This window comes from Leucobacter sp. PH1c, from assembly GCF_000633415.1.
Taxonomy (GTDB): domain Bacteria; phylum Actinomycetota; class Actinomycetes; order Actinomycetales; family Microbacteriaceae; genus Leucobacter.
Genome location: NZ_AYMV01000032.1, coordinates 66,950 through 85,801, shown reverse-complemented (window position 1 = coordinate 85,801; position 18,852 = coordinate 66,950). Strand labels below are relative to the sequence as shown.

The window sequence follows — 18,852 nt, the reverse complement described above, 5'->3', positions numbered from 1 at the left end:
GTGCCGGCCCCTCGGCCGTTCTCAGGGCCGTTCTCAGCCCGTGCAGTACTTGATCTCGAGGCGGGTGCCCTGCGGCTGCTGGCCCGCGACGGACTGCTCGACGATCGGGTAGCCGGGCTGCGTGGGGCAGCTGTTGATGGGCGTCTGGGTGACGCTCAGCCCCAAGCCGTCGATCTGCGAGGTCGCGACGTCGAGCGGCTGGCCCTGCACCTCGGGCACGAGCACCTTCCCGCTCGATACGGTCACGTCGACGCTGCTGCCCGACTGGAGCTTCGTCCCGGGCTCGGGCGAGACGCCCAGCACGCGGTTCTCGGCCTCGAGCGGATCGTCCACGGAGGTGACCACACCGACGGTGAGGCCGAGGTCCGCGATCGCGTGTTTGTAGTCGTCGAGACTCATCCGCGAGAACTCGGGGATCTCCGCGGCCTCGGGGCCGGTCGAGATGTAGATCGTGACGCTCTCGCCCTTGTTGAGCACGGCGCCGCGCTCGGGATCGCTCGAGATCACGTGCCCCGCGGCGATGTCGTCGCTCGTCTGCTCCATCGCGATCGCGACGAGGTCGTTGGTGCGCAGCAGCTCGATCGCCTCGTCCCGCTCCATGTCGACGAGCGTGGGGATCTCACGCGACGCGTCCGGCAGGAACTGCTTGGGCGCGAGAGTGACGAGCCAGAACACGACGGCGACGATGACGGCGCCGATCGTGAGGATCGCGGCCCACGTCCACATCACCGGCGGGCGGCTCTGCGTGCGTGCGCCGCCCCCGCCCTCGGCGAGCTGCCGGAGCGCGAGATCGGACTCGGACACCTCCTCGCCACCGGAGAAGAGCACCGCGTCCTGCTGCTGCACGTCGAGCTTCGGCATCGTGCCGTCCGCCGCGAGGCGCAGCGCCTCGCGGAACTCGGACGCCGACTGGAAGCGCTTCGCGCGATCCTTCGCGAGGCCGTAGAGCACGACGCGGTCGAGTGCGGGCGTGATCTCGGGATCCTGGTCGCTCGGCGGCTTCGGGCGCTCGCTCACGTGCTGGTACGCGACCGCGACGGCGCTGTCACCGCGGAACGGGACGTCGCCCGTGAGGAGTTCGTACAGGAGCACCGCGGTGGAGTACAGATCCGTGCGGGCGTCGATGGCCTCGCCCTTGGCCTGCTCCGGGGAGAAGTAGGCCGCGGTGCCGAGGATCGCCGTGGTCTGCTGCAGCGTCGAGGAGGTCTCGGAGACCGCGCGCGCGATGCCGAAGTCCATGACCTTCACCTGGCCGCTGGGGGTGATCATGATGTTTGCGGGCTTGATGTCGCGGTGCACGATCCCCGCGCGGTGCGAGTATTCGAGCGCCGTGAGCACCGAATCGACGACCCGGCACGCCTCGGCCTGCGAGAGCTTGCGCTCCGCGGCGAGCTGGCGCAGGTTCGTTCCCTCGACGTACTCCATCACGATGAACGGGAGCCGCTTCGGGCCGTCCGCCGTCTGGATCAGGTCGTCGCCCGCGTCGAAGACGCGCACGACCGTGGGGTGCGCCATGCGCGAGGCGGACTGCGCCTCCTGGCGGAAGCGCGCGCGGAACTGGTCGTCGCTCGAGAGCTCGGCCTTCATCACCTTGATCGCGACCTGGCGGCCGAGCTTGGTGTCCGTCCCCCGGTACACGGTGGCCATGCCGCCCTGCCCGACGAACTCCCCGATGGCGTAGCGTCCGGCGAGGATGCGCTGCGCGCCGTTCTCTGCCGTGTCGGGCATGGTCACCTCTTCCGTGCTCATGGGAATGCCTCCAAGTTTATCGGGATCAGGGCTCCGATCGCGGAGCCGGCGTGCGTGCGTGCGTCAGTTGCCGGAGTTGTTGCCGCTCGACCCGTTGCCCGGATTCTCCGTGGGCGGGGTCGTGGGCTTCGCGGGCGCCTTCACCGTGATGACGAGCGGCTCGGACGGCCCGGAATTGACGACGTCGCCTGCGGGAGTCGAGCAGGAAACCGTGTAGGTCACCGTGATCGATCCGTCGGCGGCGCCCTCGTCGAGTGAATGGGCCTTGAGGTTCGCCGTGGTGTTGGAAACACTCGCGAGCGAGCCGTCCCCAGACACCGTGACCTCATATCCGCGCTGAGTGAACCCGGTCGGGCACCCGTTCGGGGTCAGGGAAACCGTAAACGCGGCATCAGAATCGACAGTCGTGGTTCCGGTGGGGGCAGGCGGCTGGCCGACCGGAGGAAGCGCCGAGTTGTAGGACAGCGTGATGGCCTGATCGAAGGGGACCTTGTCACCGACCGGGTTGACATCGGTGACAATTCCCACTTGGCCGCTGGAATCTAGAACTTGCTGCGTCGAGACGGTGCGCACGTTCGAGAAGCCGAGGCCCTCGAGGTAGGCCTTCGCCTCGTCGACGTTGCGGCCGACGAGCTGCGTCTCATCGACGACGCCCGTCGTGACGGGCGCCGTCGTGGTGGGCTTCTTCGAGGTCGTGGTGGGCTTCTTCGACGTCGAGCTCGTGGTCGGCGTCTTGTCGTCGTTGCCCTGCCCGCTCAGGATCGCGAACGCCGTGCCGCCGCCGATGAGCAGCAGCAGCGCGATGAGCGTGATGAGCGGCCACGTCCAGGGGCTCTTCTTCTTTTTCTGGGGCGTGTCGCCGTCGATGCCCTCACCGTCGCCATCAGCGCCGAGCGCCGCGGTTGCGGCGGTCTGCCCGGGCAGCGCCGTGGTGCGCGGCAGCGCCGTGGTCGCGGCGTCCATCACGGCCGTCTGGCCGTCGAGCACGGCCGTCGCCGGCGCGGGCTCGCCGAGCACCTGCGGCACGTAGCTCGCCGCGAGACGCACGTCGCCGCGGTGCAGCGCGGTGGCCGCCTGCGCGAGCTTCGCCGCCGTCTCGGGGCGGCCCGCGGCGTCCTTCGCGAGGCAGGCGTACACGAGGTTGCGCACGGGCTCCGGCACGTCGTTCGGGAGATCTGGCGGGGTGTCGTTGATCTGCGCCATGGCGATCGCCACCTGCGACTCGCCCGTGAAGGGGCGCTTGCCCGCGAGGCACTCGTAGGCGACGACGCCGAGCGAGTAGATGTCGGTGGCCGCCGTGGCGGTGTGCCCGCTCGCCTGCTCGGGGGCGAGGTACTGCACGGTGCCCATGACCTGGCCCGTCGCCGTGAGCGGCACCTGATCCGCGATCCGGGCGATGCCGAAGTCGGTGATCTTGACGCGGCCCTCGGGCGTGATCAGCAGGTTGCCCGGCTTGATGTCGCGGTGGACGAGGCCGGCGTCGTGCGCGGCCTGCAGCGAGGTCGCCGTCTGCGCGACGATGCCGAGCACGCGGTTCGCCGGGAGCCGGCCCTCGCGCTCGATGATCGCGGAGAGCGGCTCGCCCGGCACGAGCTCCATGACGATGTACGCGGAGCCCTGCTCCTCGCCGTAGTCGAAGACGTTCGCGATGCCCTCGTGGTTCACGAGCGCGGCATGGCGGGCCTCGGCGCGGAAGCGCTCGAGGAAGCCCGGATCCCCCATGTACTCGTCCTTGAGGATCTTGATCGCCACGGTGCGCCCGATGATGCTGTCGGTGGCGTTCCAGACCTCGCCCATGCCGCCGACGGCGATCCGCGAGCTCAGCTCGTAGCGTCCGCCGAATGTGATCCCTGCTGCTGGTCTCATTCGCTCAACACCGCTTCCATTACTCGTTTTCCGACGGCCGTCGGGAGGTCGAACGAGCCCCCGTCGTAGCCGTATGCTTCTCCGCCGCCGTCCTCGATCACGACGGCGACTGCCACCTGCGGGTCGTCGACCGGCGCGAAGCCCGTGTACCACAGCGTAAAGGGAAGCGCATTCCCCTCGGCTGTAGTGCCGTTCTCCGCGGTGCCCGTCTTCCCGGCCACGCGCACCCCGGGGATCCCGGACTGCCGCGCGAGCCCCTCCGAAGAGGAAACGCCCTTCTCCATCATCCCAGCAACCGCGCTCGCCGTCTTCGCGGAGATCGGCTTGGCGAGCTCCTCGGGCGTGACCTGCGTTTCGACGCGCAGATCCGGCGTGATGACCTGATCGACGAGGGTCGGCTTCATGACCGTCCCGCCGTTCGCGATGCCCGCGGAGACCATGGCGATCTGCAGCGGCGTGGCGCGCACGTCGAGCTGCCCGATCGACGACAGCGCCGTCTGCGCCTTGTCCTCGGGCGTCGGCGAGACGCTCGGGGTCACCGCGAGCGGCACCGAGAGCTCCTGCTCGAAGCCGAAGGCGCGGGCCATCTCGGGCACGACGTCCGGGTCCATCCCCATCGCGAGCTCCGCGATGGGGATGTTGCAGGACATCACGATGGCCTGCTCGAGCGTCGCGGTGCTGTCCGTGCCGCAGGTAGTGCGTGACGCGTTCTGCATCACGCGGCTCGTCTGCGGCAGGGCGAGTTCGGCGGGGTTCGCGAACTCGGTGCTCGGGGTGGCCTCGCCCGCCTCGATCGCGGCAGCCGCGACGAGGAGCTTGTAGACCGATCCCGGGTGGTAGAGGTCGCCGGCGATCGCGCGGTTCTGGAGCGGCTGCGACGGGTCCTTGTCGAGCTGCGAGTAGTTCGCGATGATCTCGGCGTCGCTGTTCGAGGACAGCAGATTCGGATCGAAGCTCGGCGTCGACACGAGCGCCAGGATCCGGCCCGTCTTCGGCTCGATCGCGACGACCGCGCCCTCGAAGCCCTGCTCGGCCATCGCCGCGGCCGCCGCCTCCTGCACCTTCGGGTCGATCGTGGTCTGCACCGAGCTGCCCTGCGGGGCGACGCCGTTGATCGTGTTCATGATCCGCGTGAAGAACTGCGCGTTGCCGCTGCCCGAGAGCTCCTGGTTCATCGCCAGCTCGAGGCCCGTGATGCCCTGCGAGTGCGAGAAGTAGCCCGTGATCGGCGAGTACAGGGAGCCGTTCGAGTACTGCCGCACGAAGCGGTACGTGTCGCTCGTCGGCGTGGAGTACGCGACGGGCTCGCCGTCGACGAGGATCGAGCCGCGCTCGACCTTGTACCCGTTCTTCACCGTGCGCATGTTCAGCTCGTTGGCGCGCAGCTCATCGGCGCTCACGAACTGAATCATCGTGACCGAGAAGAAGAGCGCGAGGAACATGACGAACACGGTGCGCGTGAGGAATTTCAGCTGCTTGTTCATGCGCGGATCACCAACTTCGGGCGGTTGCGGACGGATCCCGAGAGCAGGATCAGCAGGGCGATGATGATCCAGTTCGAGACGAGCGATGAGCCGCCCGCCGCGAGGAACGGCGCCGTGAGGCCCGTGAGCGGGATGAGGCGGGTCACGCCGCCGACCACGATGAACACCTGCAGCGCGATCGTGAAGGCGAGGCCGGACGCGAGGAGCTTGCCGAAGTCGTCCTGGCCCGCGAAGCCGATGCGCAGGCCGCGGCCGACGAGCAGCAGGTAGGCGGCGAGGATCACGAAGAGGCCGATCAGGCCGAGCTCCTCGCCGAGGCTGGGGATGATGTAGTCGCTCTGCGCGAGTGGCGTGTCGGTGGGGTAGCCCTGGCCGAGCCCCGTTCCGGTCATTCCGCCGTTGGCCATCCCGAAGAGGCCCTGCACCATCTGATGGCTGGCGTTGAACGGGTCGGCGAAGGGGTCGAGCCAGTTCGCGAAGCGGCGGTTGACGTACTCCAGGGTCTGGCTCGCGACGAGCCCGCCCACGAGGAAGAGCCCGACGCCGAGGATGATCCACCCGATCCGCCCCGTCGCGAGATACAGCATCGAGAGGAAGAGGCCGAAGTAGAGGAGCGAGGTGCCGAGGTCGCGCTGGAACACGAGCACGCTCATCGCGGCGAGCCAGAACACGAGCAGCGGGCCGAGGTCGCGGCCGCGCGGGAAGCGGATGCCGAGCACCTTCTTGCCCACCATCGCGAGCGAGTCCCGGTTGCGCACCAGATACCCGGCGAAGAATATGGCGAGCAAGATCTTCGCGATCTCACCCGGCTGGAAGGAGAACGAGCCGATGTGGATCCAGACCCGCGCGCCGTTGATCGTCTTGCCGATGCCCGGCAGCATGGGCAGAAGGAGCAGGATCACCGCGCCGAGGCCCATGAGGTAGGTGTAGCGGAACAGCACCATGTGGTTGCGCACGACAGCGAGCACCACGATCGCGGCCACGACGGCAACGGTCGACCAAATGAGCTGGCGCATGGAGTCGGAGCTCCACCCGGTGAGCCCCTTCGCGAGATCGAGCCGGTAGATCATGGCGACGCCCACCACGTTCAGCATCGCCGCGATCGGCATGATGAGCGGGTCGGCATCGGGCGCGATGCGCCGGATCGTGAAGTGCAGCGCGAACAGCGACGCGATGAAGAGCGCCCCGGCGGGGAGCAGCGTCGTGGTGACCTCGCCCTGCACCGTGAGGTCGATGATGATCACGGCGGCGATCCCGATCGCGATCGCGAACAGGAGAAGCGACAGTTCGAGGCCGAGCAGCAGGCGCGGTGCGCGGAGCGCCGTGATGCGCTGCAGCACGGTCTCGCTCGTGCGCGTCTTCTCGAAGGTGCGGGGTTCGCCCGCAGCGGCCGGCTTACTCATCGTGCACCCCCAGTCGCAAGACGATCTCCCGCGCCTCCTCGATCGAGCCGGCGGGAAGCGTGCGCTCCACCTGGCGCTGCTCGAGGCCGTCGAGCTTCGACATCGGGATCTCGGTGTCCTCCGCGACGGAGTGGAGCGAGAGCGACCCGATGTTCTGCTGCACGCCGCGGTAGATGATGACGGTGTCGCCGTTCGTGCCGACGAAGTAGCGCGACTGGGTCCACTGGTAGCCGACCGTGAGGACGCCCGCGATCCCGAGCAGGATGCAGAGCCCCCCGAGCGCCCAGAGGAGACGGCGGCGGCGGTTGCGGCGGCGCGTCTCGGCGATGAGCTCGGCGAGGTACTCGTCGACGCGGGGCTCGAAGTGGCTCTCCGCGACGACGGGCGGGCGGCGCACGGGGCGCCGGCTGAGGATCCGCGTGCGCGCGGTCGACACGGTGCCGTCGCGCGGCGCGGGCGCGGTCGCGGCGGAGCCGGCGAAGCGGCGGTTCGCGCGCGGGAACTCGAGCGTGTCCGCAGGGTTGCGCTCGGGCGCCTCGACGGCCTCGACCAGCACGGCCGTGACGTTGTCGGGAGCGCCGTGCGAGAGGCTCTTGTCGATGAGCGCGTCGATCGCGCCCTGGAGCGAGGAGCGCCGGCGGAGGATCTTCTCGATGTCGGAGTCCTCGACGTAGCCGCACAGGCCGTCGGAGCAGAGCAGCCAGACGTCGCCCTCGCGCGTGTCGAGCACCTGGGTGTCCACCTGCGGGGAGGAGTCGACGTCGCCGAGCACGCGCATCAGCACCGAGCGCCGGGGGTGGGTCTTCGCCTCCTCCTCGGTGATCTTGCCGCTGTCGACGAGGCGCTGCACGAAGGTGTGATCCTTCGTGATCTGACGCAGCTCGTTGTCGCGCAGGAGGTACAGGCGGGAGTCGCCGATGTGGGCGAGCGCGAGCTGGTCGCCCACGGTGAGGAAGCCCGTGAAGGTCGTGCCCATGCCCGCGAGCTCCGGGCGCTCCTGCACGGTGCTGCGGAGCTTCGCGTTCGTCTCGAGCACGGCCGTGCGCAGCGTGTTCGTCGCCGCTTCGGGGCTGCCGAGCGGCGGCTGATCGAACTCGGCCATTTCCTTGGCCGCGATCGCGGAGGCGACGTCGCCGCCCGCGTGCCCGCCCATGCCGTCGGCGACGAGGAACAGGTGATCGCCGGCGAAGCCGGAGTCCTGGTTGTTGGATCGCACCATCCCGACGTGGGAGCCGATGGCGCTCTCATAAGCGAGGGTCACGCTCACGGCCTCAACTCGAACGTGGTCGTGCCGATGGTCACGGGTGTGTACGGGGGCACCGGCACGGGCTTCGTGACGCGGACGCCCGCGAGCTTCGTGCCGTTCGTGGAGTCGAGGTCGGTGAGCACCCACTGGCCGCCGGAGCGGACGAGGCGCGCGTGGTAGGTCGAGGTGTACTCGTCGACGATGACGAGCGTCGAGTCGCCGCTGCGGCCGATCGTGACGGTGTCCTCATCGAGCGTGATCGTGGTGCCCGCGGCGACGCCGGAGGTGATCGCGAGCGTGCCGGGCGCGTCGGCGAAGCCGCCGCCCTGCGCCGGAGCCGCGCCGCCCGCGGTGGGGAGCGCACCGCCCGAGGGCGTGATCGCCGGGCCGGAGTGCGGCGCCGGGGCGGGCGCCGCGGGGGCGCTCGGGGCGGCGACGGGGGCCGCGGCCGCCGCAACGGGGGCGGGAGTCACGGGCGAGCCCGACTGGCCTCCGGCCGCGTCACCGCGCATGCGGCGCACGGGGGCGCCGAAGAGATCGCTGCGCAGCGCGTAGACGATCGCGAAGATGAACAGCCACAACAGCAGCAGGAAACCGATCCGCAGGATCAGGAGCGTGAGCTCACTCATAGGCCTCTCCAGAAGTCCTCATCGACATCGGGCGTCTCTCCGCCCACCGCCCGCTCGACACGCGGGGCCTGGGGCGGGGTGCCCTGGCGGGTGCGCGGCGGGAAATTCCCGGGATCCGCAGCCGACGGTACCTGCGCCGCGCGCGGCGCGGCGGGTGCGCTCGGTGACGGGGGTGCGCTCGGTGCCGCGGTGGCGCTCGAGGCACGCCCGGCCGGCTCCGGCGCGGAGAACGGCACGGTCGGCTGCGCGGCAGGCGCCGCGGGCCGTGCGGCCGCACGGGTGCGCGCCGGCACGAGCTGGAAGGTGAGGGACGTCTGCCCGATCGTGATCGTGATGCCCGGCTGCAGTGCCGCCTCGCGGAAGCGCTGGCCGTTGATCTTCGAGCCGTTCGTCGAACCGAGATCGCGCGCGATCCCCGCGGCGCCGTCCCAGATGATCTCGAGGTGTTTCCGGGACGCGGCCGTGTCGGTGATGCGGATCCCGCAGTCGGAGCCCCGGCCCACCGTGGTGGTGCCGCGCGGCAGCTCGTGACGGGTGCCGTCCACATCGATCGCCGCGGTCCAGTCGACAGCGCCCTCGACCTGGGTCGCCGAGATCTCCAGCACACCGGTCGTGAGCGACTCGTCGGCCTGCAGCTCGACATCGGGCTCGCCGAGCAGCTGGTAGTTCTGGCGGCGCGCGTGCTTCAGCACCACGCCGACGAGCTCCTGTTCGAGGGCGGCGCCCATGCCGCGCAGGCGGTCGGCGTCCTTCGGGGCGAGGCGCACCACGAAGCGGTTGGGTGCCAGGATGCGATCGCGATCCACGATCACGGCCCCGATATCCAGCTCCCGCTTGAGCGCCGAAGCGATCTCCACCGGCTGCACACCTGAGCGGAAGGTGCGGGCGAAAGCGCCGTTGACGGCGCGTTCGAGCCCGCGCTCTACGCTGTCGAGAATGCCCACGTCTTGGTGTCGCCCTTTCAGTTGGCACCGCCGGTCGACGGTGTCGGTTCCTGTCAGTTTAGCCCGCTTTGGTGTGAAGGGGCTTGGCCTGCTAAGGTAGGGGAGTTGCCTGAACGGAAACGATCAGTGCAGCAGACTCGCGCGAGTGGCGGAATTGGCAGACGCGCTGGCTTCAGGTGCCAGTGCCCGCAAGGGCGTGGGGGTTCAAGTCCCCCCTCGCGCACGAGGGTTGCTTCGGGATTTAGGTTCCTGGAGCTCATGAAATAGCAGAAGGCCCCGGATCTGGTTCAGATCCGGGGCCTTCTGCCTTGTCTGGAGACGTCTGACACAACTCGAACGGTCAGCTGGGCGTTGCCGGAGGGGAATCGAGTACGACCAGTAACCCTTTCGGACTACTGGTCGTACTCGATGTTCAGTTCAGAGGGCTGTGCCACCTACTGGCGAGCGGGTGGCTCTCCACTGCTCTTCACTGGGAAGGCGTCCGCGGAGTGGCGAGTGGGACGCGTGTGCGGGGCGAGCCTGTTGCCGCGGACGTCGTACCGCTTCCGTCCGCGCGTCGTCTTCGGGGCTTTGCCGCGGGCGGCTTTGATGATGCCGGTGATGATGCGGCGGATGTTCCCGGCCGCGATCGCGAATCCCGCGGTGAGGTCGTGGAACGCGATTCCGCGGCCGGTGCGGCGCTTCTTGTTCTCGATGTCGCCGCTGCCGACGTCTTTCAGGGTCTTGTTGCTGTTCTCGACCTGGTTGCGTTGCCCGTAGGCGCGATGCCAGTCTTCGGACTGCCAGGGGTATTTCTGGATGGAGCGGGTGATGTGCTCACTCGGCGGCACGGTGATCTTCCCCGTCAGGTGCTCCGTGTCGCGGGGGTTCATTGGCCGACCAGTTGCGGGATCGACTGCGACGTAGCCGCGCGGGTCCGGGTACTGGAACCGCTGGTACCCCTCTTTGTCGGGGCGACCCATGGGCTTCAGCCGATACGGTTCGCGTGCGTCGAGGAGCTTCCGTGCGGTCTCTTCCGTGAATGGAGCACCTGTTGCTGTTTGCGGCGAACCATGCGAAAGCGCTTGCCGAAGCAGCCGAGACGGGTCGTAAGTATCTCGGGCAGAACATTAACCGGCATCGCGCCCTGCAACGTTCCGGTACCAGGGTGATCAACCTCCCGCTGTTCCACGTCATGGTGTTGTGGCTATTCATCGGCCCTCTCCTCCAGCCCTTGCTGCGCGACCCGTGGGCGCTTCCCCCAGTCCTCGGCAGGCCTGCTGTGCATCTCACTCCCGGGGTGCTTTGCGCGGCGCTCTGGTGCGCGACCTTCGGGCTTGTTGCCGCGGTCTTGTTGATGAACACGATCGCGGCGATCCGGTACTTCTCCGACCGTGCGCTCACCCCGGAACGCGTGCATTCGCTCATCGAGGACGATCTCAGCAACCGGACTCATGCGTTCCTCATTGCCGCACTCGGTATCCGGGGCTCGAACCGGAGAGAGGAGCCGGAATCTTGGTTCCAGGATCGTTTGCGGACCGCAGCAGAGTTCCCCGTGCAGGAACAGCACACCTACTTTCGATTGATGCTCGCTCCGTACGAATACGACCGCCTCCGGAGTAGCCACCTGACGCGTTTCGGGCATCTTGCCGCTCCGCCCCGGCCGCACCCTCCAACGGGATGGTGGCAGTTCCGTCGGGCTTTCAGAACACTCAGGTACCGGCGTCGAACTCGCCAAGCCTCCAGACTGCTTCATGATCTGAACAAGTTCCGAGACGCTCGTGAAGTAGCGCTCCTGTCCGGGCTACGCCAGGTGACCCCGATGACCAATGTGCTGCAGCTGCTGATCGTGCAGACCGTGCTTCGGGACGCCCGCGATGCGGACAGAGAATGCGCAAGATTTGCGCCGTCCCCGTCTCTCGAGAGTACGCCGATGAGTGAATTCGTGCAGATCGCGGCGAATGAGCTGTACATGCGTCCCCACAGGCAGGATCCGTCCGAACGCCATCCCGGCGCATCGGCTCTCGAACCCTCGCTGTGGGTTCCCCGACGCCCGTACCTCACCTACCGACACCTGGTGGCTTCACTCCTGCAGCCGGGTGACAGGCACGCCTCTCGGACATCATTCGAGGAACTCGGAGAGGTACTCGACAGTGCGAAGATGCTCAGCCAGTCATCCGCGAGAGATGACGCGTTGCGGGTGCTCTGTTTCGCGGTCGTACGGAAAACAGTCCTGTTTCCTCACCCCGGGGAACCTCTCCCGCCAGACACCTTGGCGGACCTCGTCGCTGCGGAGCCCTGTGACCCGGATGCCGTCTCGCCGGTGCAGCATGCTGCAGAGCAGGCAGCCTTCCGGGGGCTCGCGAATGCCCGGCCGATCCCGGAGGAAAGCCGCCAGGCCCTCCTCCGCGTACTTCCCCGCACCTACCTCCTCGCGGCGTTCTACCTGCAACTCGTGAGGTACCAGCCCTCGAACGGCAGCTCGCGAGACGAGATGGGGACCGCGCAGACGTATCAGGACGCGTGGATTTCTCTGCAGGAAGAAGCCGGTAACGCGCCTTTCGTCGATGTTGCCGAGCTGCAGCAGCTCGTGAACCGGGCGATGCCCGCGTACCCTGCTCCAGACGGAGAACTTGCCTGGCTCGTCGAGTCGCTGACGAAGCCATTCAATACGAAGCTCTGCGCCGAGTTCTTCCGACAGCAGCAGACACGCCCGTACTCCGTTCTCGCTGTCACCGGGTTCGTGCAATGGCATCTCGTTCTCGGGACCGCACCGTCAACAGCGGAAAGCTCCGACGTCGAGGCGTTCACTGCCGTTGAGCCAGGCATGGTCCCCGCAGCGGCAACAGTTCGCACCCGACTGAACTCCTGGGCGAGGATTCGCCCAGAGTGGGCGCCGGCGCTGAAAAGCATGAGTACTGTCTGGTACTCGGCGCAAGTCGCTGCCAGGACCAGCAAAGACCCCTTCCCGGTGCGGCCTGAAGACTCCGCACGTGAACCGGCTGCGGACACCCCTTCCCCAAGCGCCTCGGGCGAGCGCACACACGGGCAGGAACTATGAGCCGGGGCGCGGCACGTGACTGCATTGCATGTGGCGTTGAAACATTCTTGCGACAGGCCACACGCCATCAAGAATGGCCGTACGAATTCCTGGAAGATGAGGGCATCGGGCCGGGGCGCAAAGCTGTTCTCGCAGACGCGTCGGGGCCGATGAATCGGCCTGCGTGTGAATGCGCAATCTCTTGAGAAGGAAACCCGGAGCGAGGCTTCACCGCGCCTGTACGGCGCCGCTCGCCCTGATCTGAAAGTAGGAAGTTCGTGGCGAGTATCGACGAGCAGATCCGCAGCGCGAGTGACGCGATCTGTCGCAACATCGAGCAGTTGGGTGAGGAACGCGACTTGCTGTCGATGAATGTCTTGCAGCAGCTACGCAATCTTGTCGAAGCGCTCATGGTCCGGGCGCATCGGCAGGATGGCACCGCGCCGTTCCACTACGCCGAGGTCGGTCCGGCCCGGGACGCCATCAGCGGGAAAGCACGGCTGTGCGCCCTCATCCGTTTCCACAAGTTGCTCCAGGTCAGCGTCTCCCACTACACCCTCGATGGTGATCCGTCCGAGCGACTCATGATGAAGTACTACGAGTACCTCATCCGCGTTCGAGAGATCGCTCAGAACGAGATGGGGTTGAGCGTCCTACACAACCTCTCAGACTTCCCGACAGATCAGGACCCAGCCCTGCGCGAGTATCACGAGAAGATCGCGGCACGGATCGACGCCCTCCGACAGGGCGGCCAGGACCTCCCGGAAGAGAACGACCGCTTCTACATCCACAGCAGCCGACCGTTCGTCGTACACGGTCGAATCTTGTACGAGGTCTCCTACTCCACAGCGAAGAACAGCGGCAGCAAAGCAGACCGCTCCATCGCCTTCACCGACATCGACATGACCGACAAGTACGCGGCAAGCTTGATCTTGGACAGCGACCACATCGAAGTGTTCGGGAAAGCCATGCCGATCACACTCATCCGCTCCTGGAAAGTATCGATTCGTCCATGCGAAATCGAACACTTCGCGCACCTCTTCGGTGTCCAGTTGGGTCAAGTGTCCAAGCGGAGCCGCGTGTACCAGGCGTTGATGCGCCACCTCACCCTGACCCGGTCGAACCTCCTCGACATCATGGATCTCGAAGATGCCGCCTACCTGCAGCTCCGCTCCAAGCTTGCAGAAGGCGCCGGGCAGACCAAGTTCCTTGACGTTCTTGACCAGGCCCGTGCTCTGATTCGCAGCAAGAGAGCCGGTTACCTCCTCATCAGATATCTGATGCTGCGGATGCGGAACGTGGTCCTCAAAGAACAGTGGCAAGGCGAGCCGCTCGATCCTCTCTCCGGTTTGCACGTCAGTAGCAGCTGCCGCCCGTTCGAAGGCATGCCCTTCTGCACTTCTCCCAAACGCCATAACCCCTCCTACGGGGACCTGCTGGCCAGCATCGACACGGCGGGCCGGGAGCACGAGCTCCTGGCCCGCCGGCTCCGCAACAATGTTGAGACCGAAGGGAGGATCTACACCCCGGCAAAGGATCTTGCCGAACACTTCGGTGATGATCTCGACGGCCTGATCAAGCAGCACAACGACGCACTCCCGCCGACCGCCGCCCACACCAAACGCGCCTTGAAGCACGACAACCGGCACCTCTACATCAAGGGCTACGAAGACGACGTCGTCGACATCATCAAGAAGCTCCAAATAGACGCGAAGCACGGAATTGCCACTCACGCAACCGAAGTCGAGGCGTGGCTTACGGCACACCCCGAAGTGGTCGACGACGAAGCCAAGAAGGACGCACTACGTGCTCTCTTCGCCGACTCGAAAGTCGCCGCTATCTACGGCGCCGCCGGGACCGGCAAGTCCACGATGGTCGGGCACATCTCCGAACTGTTTCGTTCGGAGAAAAAGCTCTTCCTGGCACACACCAACCCTGCCATTGAGAACCTCCGCCGCCGCACTACAAACCACAACTCCGAGTACCGGACCCTGGCCAGACACAAGTACCTGGCAAACTCCCAGATCGTGTACGACCTGGTCGTCATCGACGAGAGCAGCACCGTCGGCAACGCGGACCTCCTCGAAGTGCTGAACCGGACGGCGTTCAAGCGACTCGTGCTCGTCGGCGACAAGTACCAGATCGAATCGATCGCTTTCGGGAACTGGTTCTCCCTGCTGGGTTCCTACCTCCCGTCCAGCGCAGTGTTCGAGCTCACCACCCCGTACCGCACAGACGATCCCGGCCTGCTGAACCTCTGGACCCGAGTCCGAACGCTGGACGACAGAATCGAAGAAACGCTCACCTCAAACGGCTACTCCGTCCCCCTGGACCATCGACTCTTCAACTCGAGCCACCAGGACGAGATCGTGCTCTGCCTCAACTACGACGGCCTCTACGGCATCAACAACATCAACCGTTTCTTCCAAGCCATCAACCCCAACCCTGCCTTCCGCTGGAACGGGAGCCTGTACAAGGTCGGCGACCCGGTCCTGTTCAACGAACTCGACCTCTTCCGCCCCCTCATCTTCAACAACCTCAAGGGCACCATCACGAGAATCCAGCAGGACAGGCCTGGACGCATCACATTCGATGTCGAACTCGACAAGAACTTCACTGCCGTCGAAGCCCAAGCAGCAGGGCTTCGATACGTGTCGGAACGGACAGTCCAGTTCGACGTCGAGAAGCGCGGGAGCAGCGACCAAGACGACGAATCGACGCAAGGCCTGACACCCTTCCAAGTCGCGTACGCCGTCTCGATCCACAAAGCGCAAGGCCTCGAGTACGAATCCGTGAAGATCGTCATCACCAACGCCAACGAGGGCAACATCACCCACCCGATCTTCTACACCGCGATCACCCGGGCCCGGAAACACCTGAGCATCTATTGGAGTCCTGAAGTCGAACATCAAGTGCTCTCGAGCCTGACACTCCGTGAAACCGGGAAAGACGAAGCACTCCTCAAGACCAGACGCGGCTTGAACCCCACAACCCGCCAGCCCAGGCCCACCCTCAAGCGAGCTGCGCCGTGAGGACCTTCGAGAAACAGAAGAACCGGTCGAGAACGATCGCTTCGATCAACACCTACCTGCAAGCCCTTCCAGGCGAGCAGCAGCCCATCACCTCCAAGGAGCAGGGCCTCACCGTGTCGGACTTCGATGTAGCTCGCGAGGAAGCGATGCGACCGTTGCGCTCAACGCTGCTCGCTTCATACGCCCTGGTCGTGTCCGCAATCGCGTTCGCATCGAACTGGGTGCCAAACGAACAAACGAATGAGCTCAGCGTGCTGGTGATCCTCGCCTCAGTCTGTCTTGTCTTGATCGCCATGGCAATGCCATTGACTCGGACCAGCAAGGTTGCCGCAGAAAGCGCTGCAAGAGCACTCCTGTTACGGCGCGCTCAGGCGCCGTAACAATGCACTAGCTCTGCCGCCGCCGTTGGGGTCCCGCTTCCACCCAGAAGCGGGACCCCAAACGCTTTCCCCGCGGGCTGGTCCGGTGCCGATCCAACTCGGCTTCAAGGTGCGACCAGTATCTCGCCGGGTCTTCCCCAGAACCTAGCCAGGAAAGGAAACCGGGAAAGGTGCGGCGATGCTTCAAGGTAGGTCTACACCCCGGCCGGGGAGAGGGGGCCCTGCTGGCTGTTCTGGCACGGGCAGCGCAAGGGATCTCGAATGCAGCGACAGGGCGGGCTGGAAAAGGTCGCGTCCCAAGCTGGAAACCGGGGTCGCTGCCTGGTTGGAAGACCAAGTGCCGCAACGGCTTCCCGATTTCCTGAGACACCCCACGAGCAACGGCGGGATCCTTCGGGATCCCGCCGTTCTGCGTTTCCCGGGTTCACCCCGGCTGTGTCGCCTCGTCGATGAAGGACGCGATGGGGTCGCTCTCGCACTTCGACAGCTTGCGTTGGGTCTCTGCGCCGGCATCGGTGTACAGCTGCTGGCCCGGGTGCAGGCGCTCAATCCCGGAAGACGTGTACTCGTCAACGGTGAAGGATTCCGGAACCACTCCTGCGCGCACCAGGCACTCGACGACTCGTTCCGGAGTGAACTCGTGCCCCGGATCCTGCCGCATGATGGCGTAGAGCGTCAGGATCACCGCCTCGCCAGTCTCCTGCGAACAGGTCTCCGCACGTTCGTCGATCTGCTCGGGCGGGATCCGAGCGGGATCCCCTTCCATCTCGACCGAGTCGCCCGTGTGCTCGATCAGGGTGATTCCGACTGCATCGAGGCAGAGCCGGAAGCTCTCGAGTATTTCCTGTGCTTCGGCCTCGGTGATCTGTCCGTCCGCGAGGACATCACGCTCCGCCTCGGTGCGGGCGTGCCGAAATGCCTGTTCGAACTCGGAGGCATACGGACCAGTGAATGCCTCACCGGGAGCAGGCGCGCCTCGCTCGATCCCCGGAGCGGCATCGATGCTGCAGCCGCTGAGGCCGAACAGCGCGGCGGCGAGGAGGGCGCCGGTGAACAGGGGTCTGGGCGGGCCCGCGTGCCGTGCACGGTGTCTCATGTCAGCTTCGCGAAGTGGTAGTTCTGGACTGGAGCACGGAACATCGCGACGCGTGCCCATGACCAAGGGCCGCTTCGTGCCCAGCGCAGCCGCGAGTCTGCCTGCACGCCGGTCTTGTGATGAGCAGTGTTGTGCCAGAATTCCGACCAGACGACCTGAGCACTGACGTTATAGACCCAACGCCCATTGCAGTCGGGGTAGCAGATATCTCCCCACTTATAACCGTACTGGCCGCTTGCCGAGCCTCCACCGGCCTGGGCCGGGCTGGCGCTCAGCGTGCTCCCCGCCCCGGATATTCCGACGCTGATGAGCGCTGCTCCTGCTAAGAGGGTGATCAATCGCTTGCGAATCATTCGAGGATCTCCTTCGTGTGTGCGATTGCTGACTGGGGTGTGCGAGTGAACATAACAGCCAGAATTCGCATACTGAGCGCGGAGATGCAGCGCGCTGGGGGCGCAACCGTGCTGAGGCGCACGGGCGGTTTCTGTGCCCGAACAGGGGTATTGGCGCCGCTGCTCTGGCCGTCGATTCGGGAAGCGGCGTGGGGAGGGACGCGTTAACCCCTGGCAGACGGCTCAGTACCTAGAGAGAGGAGAGCGGCCGGGTAGGTGTTCACCGGGGTGCCGGAGCCACGGAAAAGCTCGGGCGGGAGGCGTCTCCCGGAAGAGCCAGGGCTGATCCGCGTCAGCGCTGAGGCAGCTCCACCTGGAACATCGCGGCCGTCGCACGTGCCGTCGGGGTGCCCGCGTCGAGGTCGGCCCCGCGGCTGACGAGCGCCTCGATGACCTCGGTGGCGCGCTTGAACACCGCGCCGGCCAGCGGAGTCTGCGCGCGATCGTTCGGGCGGTCGAGATCGGCCCCGCGCTCCGCGAGCGCCACCACGAGCGGTGCGTGCCCGTGGTACGCCGCGAGCATCAGCAGCGTGTTGCCCTGGGCGTCCGTGAGATCGACCGGCACGCCCTGGTCGATCGCGGCCGTCAGCTGCTCGACGTCGCCCGCGCGGGCGAGATCGAAGAGCGCGTGCGCGAACTGCAGCACGTCATCGGGGAGCGCGTCGGCCGTCGAATCGTTCATTCCTCTATTCTCCGTGATCGTCGCGTCAGGCGCGGCCCGACTCCTGGGCATTGGTGGTCGTCATGCGCTCGAGCACTCGATCCGGGAGGATCCTCGTGAGCGGCACCGCGAGCCGGTACCGCCAGTCCGACACGTGCACCGCGCGGCCGGCGTGCACCGCACGGAGCCCCTCGCGGGCGACGCGCGCGGTGTCCGCCCACGCGATGCGGGGGAGCTGCGGGAGGTGATCTTCGCCCATGCGTTCGTGAAACTCGGTGGCGAGCAGGCCAGGGCACAGCGCCGTGACGCGCACGCCGCGGCGGCGGTAGCGGGCGTTCAGCGATCGCGAGAGCGACACCACCGCGGCCTTCGCGGCCCCGTAGGTGCCTGTGGGGGTGAACGCGGCCACGCTCGCGACGGTGAGGATCCAGCCCTCGCCGCGCTCGAGCATGCCGGGGATCGCCGCGTGCGCGAGCCGGAGCGGAGCCCATGAGAGCAGCTCGTGCATCCGGCGCTCGTCGGCGATGCTGCTCCGTTCGAAGCTCTCGAAGACGCCGAAGCCCGCGTTGTTGATGAGGAGATCGATGGGGCGGTCCGGATCCGAGAGCCGCGCCGCGACCCGCTCCAAGCCCGCCTCGGTGGTGAGATCGGCGACGAGCACCTCGGCCCGCTCGCCGGGGTCCGCGCCGGCACCGGGCGCCGCACCGAGCTCGGCGGCGAGGCGGTCGAGCCGCTCGGCGTCGCGCGCGACGAGCACCACGCGCATGCCGAGCGCCGCGAGCTGCCTGGCGAACTCGGTTCCGAGACCCGCGGAGGCCCCGGTGATGAGTGCGGTGCGTGTCATGCGCCCAGTCTGGCACCCGGAGCTTCCCGAGCGCTCCGAGAGGGTGCGCGGCGCGCGATCCGCGGGCGGGGGATCGCGCGGGTGCGCGTCGTCCGCTCGTTCAGCCC

At 66.8% G+C, this 18,852-nt stretch carries 15 protein-coding genes and 1 tRNA gene; 4 read left to right on the top strand and 12 right to left on the bottom strand.

The features are described from left to right. Positions 1-33: 33 nt before the first annotated feature. The 7 genes from pknB to U874_RS0111480 form a co-directional block, all read right to left on the bottom strand. Positions 34-1,749 carry a Stk1 family PASTA domain-containing Ser/Thr kinase gene (gene pknB / locus U874_RS0111510; RefSeq protein WP_051582896.1) on the bottom strand — a complete coding sequence of 572 codons (1,716 nt, stop codon included), beginning with the start codon at positions 1,747-1,749 and terminating at the stop codon, positions 34-36. A gap of 63 nt (positions 1,750-1,812) precedes the next feature. Next, entirely contained in the window at positions 1,813-3,615 is a 1,803-nt protein-coding gene (locus U874_RS0111505) for a serine/threonine-protein kinase (protein WP_025134685.1), read from the bottom strand. Continuing rightward, positions 3,612-5,099 carry a penicillin-binding protein 2 gene (locus U874_RS0111500; protein WP_025134684.1) on the bottom strand — a complete coding sequence of 496 codons (1,488 nt, stop codon included), beginning with the start codon at positions 5,097-5,099 and terminating at the stop codon, positions 3,612-3,614. Before U874_RS0111500 ends, U874_RS0111505 begins: the two co-directional genes overlap by 4 nt. Next, on the bottom strand, positions 5,096-6,502 hold the full coding sequence (locus U874_RS0111495; protein ID WP_025134683.1) for an FtsW/RodA/SpoVE family cell cycle protein: 1,407 nt from the start codon (positions 6,500-6,502) through the stop codon (positions 5,096-5,098). The genes U874_RS0111500 and U874_RS0111495 overlap by 4 nt, the downstream gene beginning before the upstream one ends. Continuing rightward, the gene (locus tag U874_RS0111490) at positions 6,495-7,763 is read right to left on the bottom strand and encodes a Stp1/IreP family PP2C-type Ser/Thr phosphatase (protein ID WP_025134682.1); all 1,269 of its coding nucleotides are present in this window, start codon (positions 7,761-7,763) and stop codon (positions 6,495-6,497) included. Before U874_RS0111490 ends, U874_RS0111495 begins: the two co-directional genes overlap by 8 nt. Before the next feature lie 2 nt (positions 7,764-7,765). Continuing rightward, positions 7,766-8,377, bottom strand: a complete 612-nt coding sequence (locus tag U874_RS0111485) for an FHA domain-containing protein (protein ID WP_025134681.1) — start codon at positions 8,375-8,377, stop codon at positions 7,766-7,768. Beyond that, positions 8,374-9,321, bottom strand: a complete 948-nt coding sequence (locus tag U874_RS0111480) for a DUF3662 and FHA domain-containing protein (RefSeq protein WP_025134680.1) — start codon at positions 9,319-9,321, stop codon at positions 8,374-8,376. Before U874_RS0111480 ends, U874_RS0111485 begins: the two co-directional genes overlap by 4 nt. A 139-nt stretch (positions 9,322-9,460) precedes the next feature. On the opposite strand from U874_RS0111480, the gene U874_RS0111475 reads away from it, so the two are divergent. Further along, positions 9,461-9,544, top strand: a tRNA-Leu gene (locus U874_RS0111475). 211 nt (positions 9,545-9,755) lie between these two features. On the opposite strand, the gene U874_RS0111470 is transcribed toward U874_RS0111475, so the two are convergent. Continuing rightward, positions 9,756-10,283, bottom strand: a complete 528-nt coding sequence (locus tag U874_RS0111470; protein ID WP_157834256.1) for a hypothetical protein — start codon at positions 10,281-10,283, stop codon at positions 9,756-9,758. A gap of 59 nt (positions 10,284-10,342) precedes the next feature. Between U874_RS0111470 and U874_RS0111465 the strand changes: the two genes are divergently transcribed. The 3 genes from U874_RS0111465 (at position 10,343) to U874_RS0111455 (ending at position 15,752) form a co-directional block, all read left to right on the top strand. Beyond that, the gene (locus tag U874_RS0111465) at positions 10,343-12,361 is read left to right on the top strand and encodes a hypothetical protein (RefSeq protein WP_025134678.1); all 2,019 of its coding nucleotides are present in this window, start codon (positions 10,343-10,345) and stop codon (positions 12,359-12,361) included. Between the two features lie 257 nt (positions 12,362-12,618). Then, positions 12,619-15,372: an ATP-dependent RecD-like DNA helicase gene (locus U874_RS0111460; RefSeq protein ID WP_025134677.1), complete on the top strand. Its 2,754-nt coding sequence runs from the start codon at positions 12,619-12,621 to the stop codon at positions 15,370-15,372. Continuing rightward, positions 15,369-15,752, top strand: coding sequence for a hypothetical protein (locus U874_RS0111455; protein WP_025134676.1), 384 nt, complete (start codon positions 15,369-15,371; stop codon positions 15,750-15,752). The genes U874_RS0111460 and U874_RS0111455 overlap by 4 nt, the downstream gene beginning before the upstream one ends. 424 nt (positions 15,753-16,176) lie before the next feature. Here U874_RS0111455 and U874_RS0111450 read toward each other — a convergent pair whose 3' ends face one another. From U874_RS0111450 to U874_RS0111440, 4 genes are all read right to left on the bottom strand, one after another. Beyond that, positions 16,177-16,908, bottom strand: coding sequence for a hypothetical protein (locus U874_RS0111450; RefSeq protein WP_198525847.1), 732 nt, complete (start codon positions 16,906-16,908; stop codon positions 16,177-16,179). Next, positions 16,845-17,201 (bottom strand): hypothetical protein, encoded by a 357-nt coding sequence (locus U874_RS15690; protein WP_198525846.1) that lies wholly within the window; start codon positions 17,199-17,201, stop codon positions 16,845-16,847. The genes U874_RS0111450 and U874_RS15690 overlap by 64 nt, the downstream gene beginning before the upstream one ends. 331 nt (positions 17,202-17,532) lie before the next feature. Beyond that, positions 17,533-17,922, bottom strand: coding sequence for an ankyrin repeat domain-containing protein (locus U874_RS0111445; protein WP_025134674.1), 390 nt, complete (start codon positions 17,920-17,922; stop codon positions 17,533-17,535). A gap of 25 nt (positions 17,923-17,947) precedes the next feature. Continuing rightward, on the bottom strand, positions 17,948-18,745 hold the full coding sequence (locus U874_RS0111440; RefSeq protein ID WP_025134673.1) for an SDR family oxidoreductase: 798 nt from the start codon (positions 18,743-18,745) through the stop codon (positions 17,948-17,950). Positions 18,746-18,852: the final 107 nt, after the last annotated feature.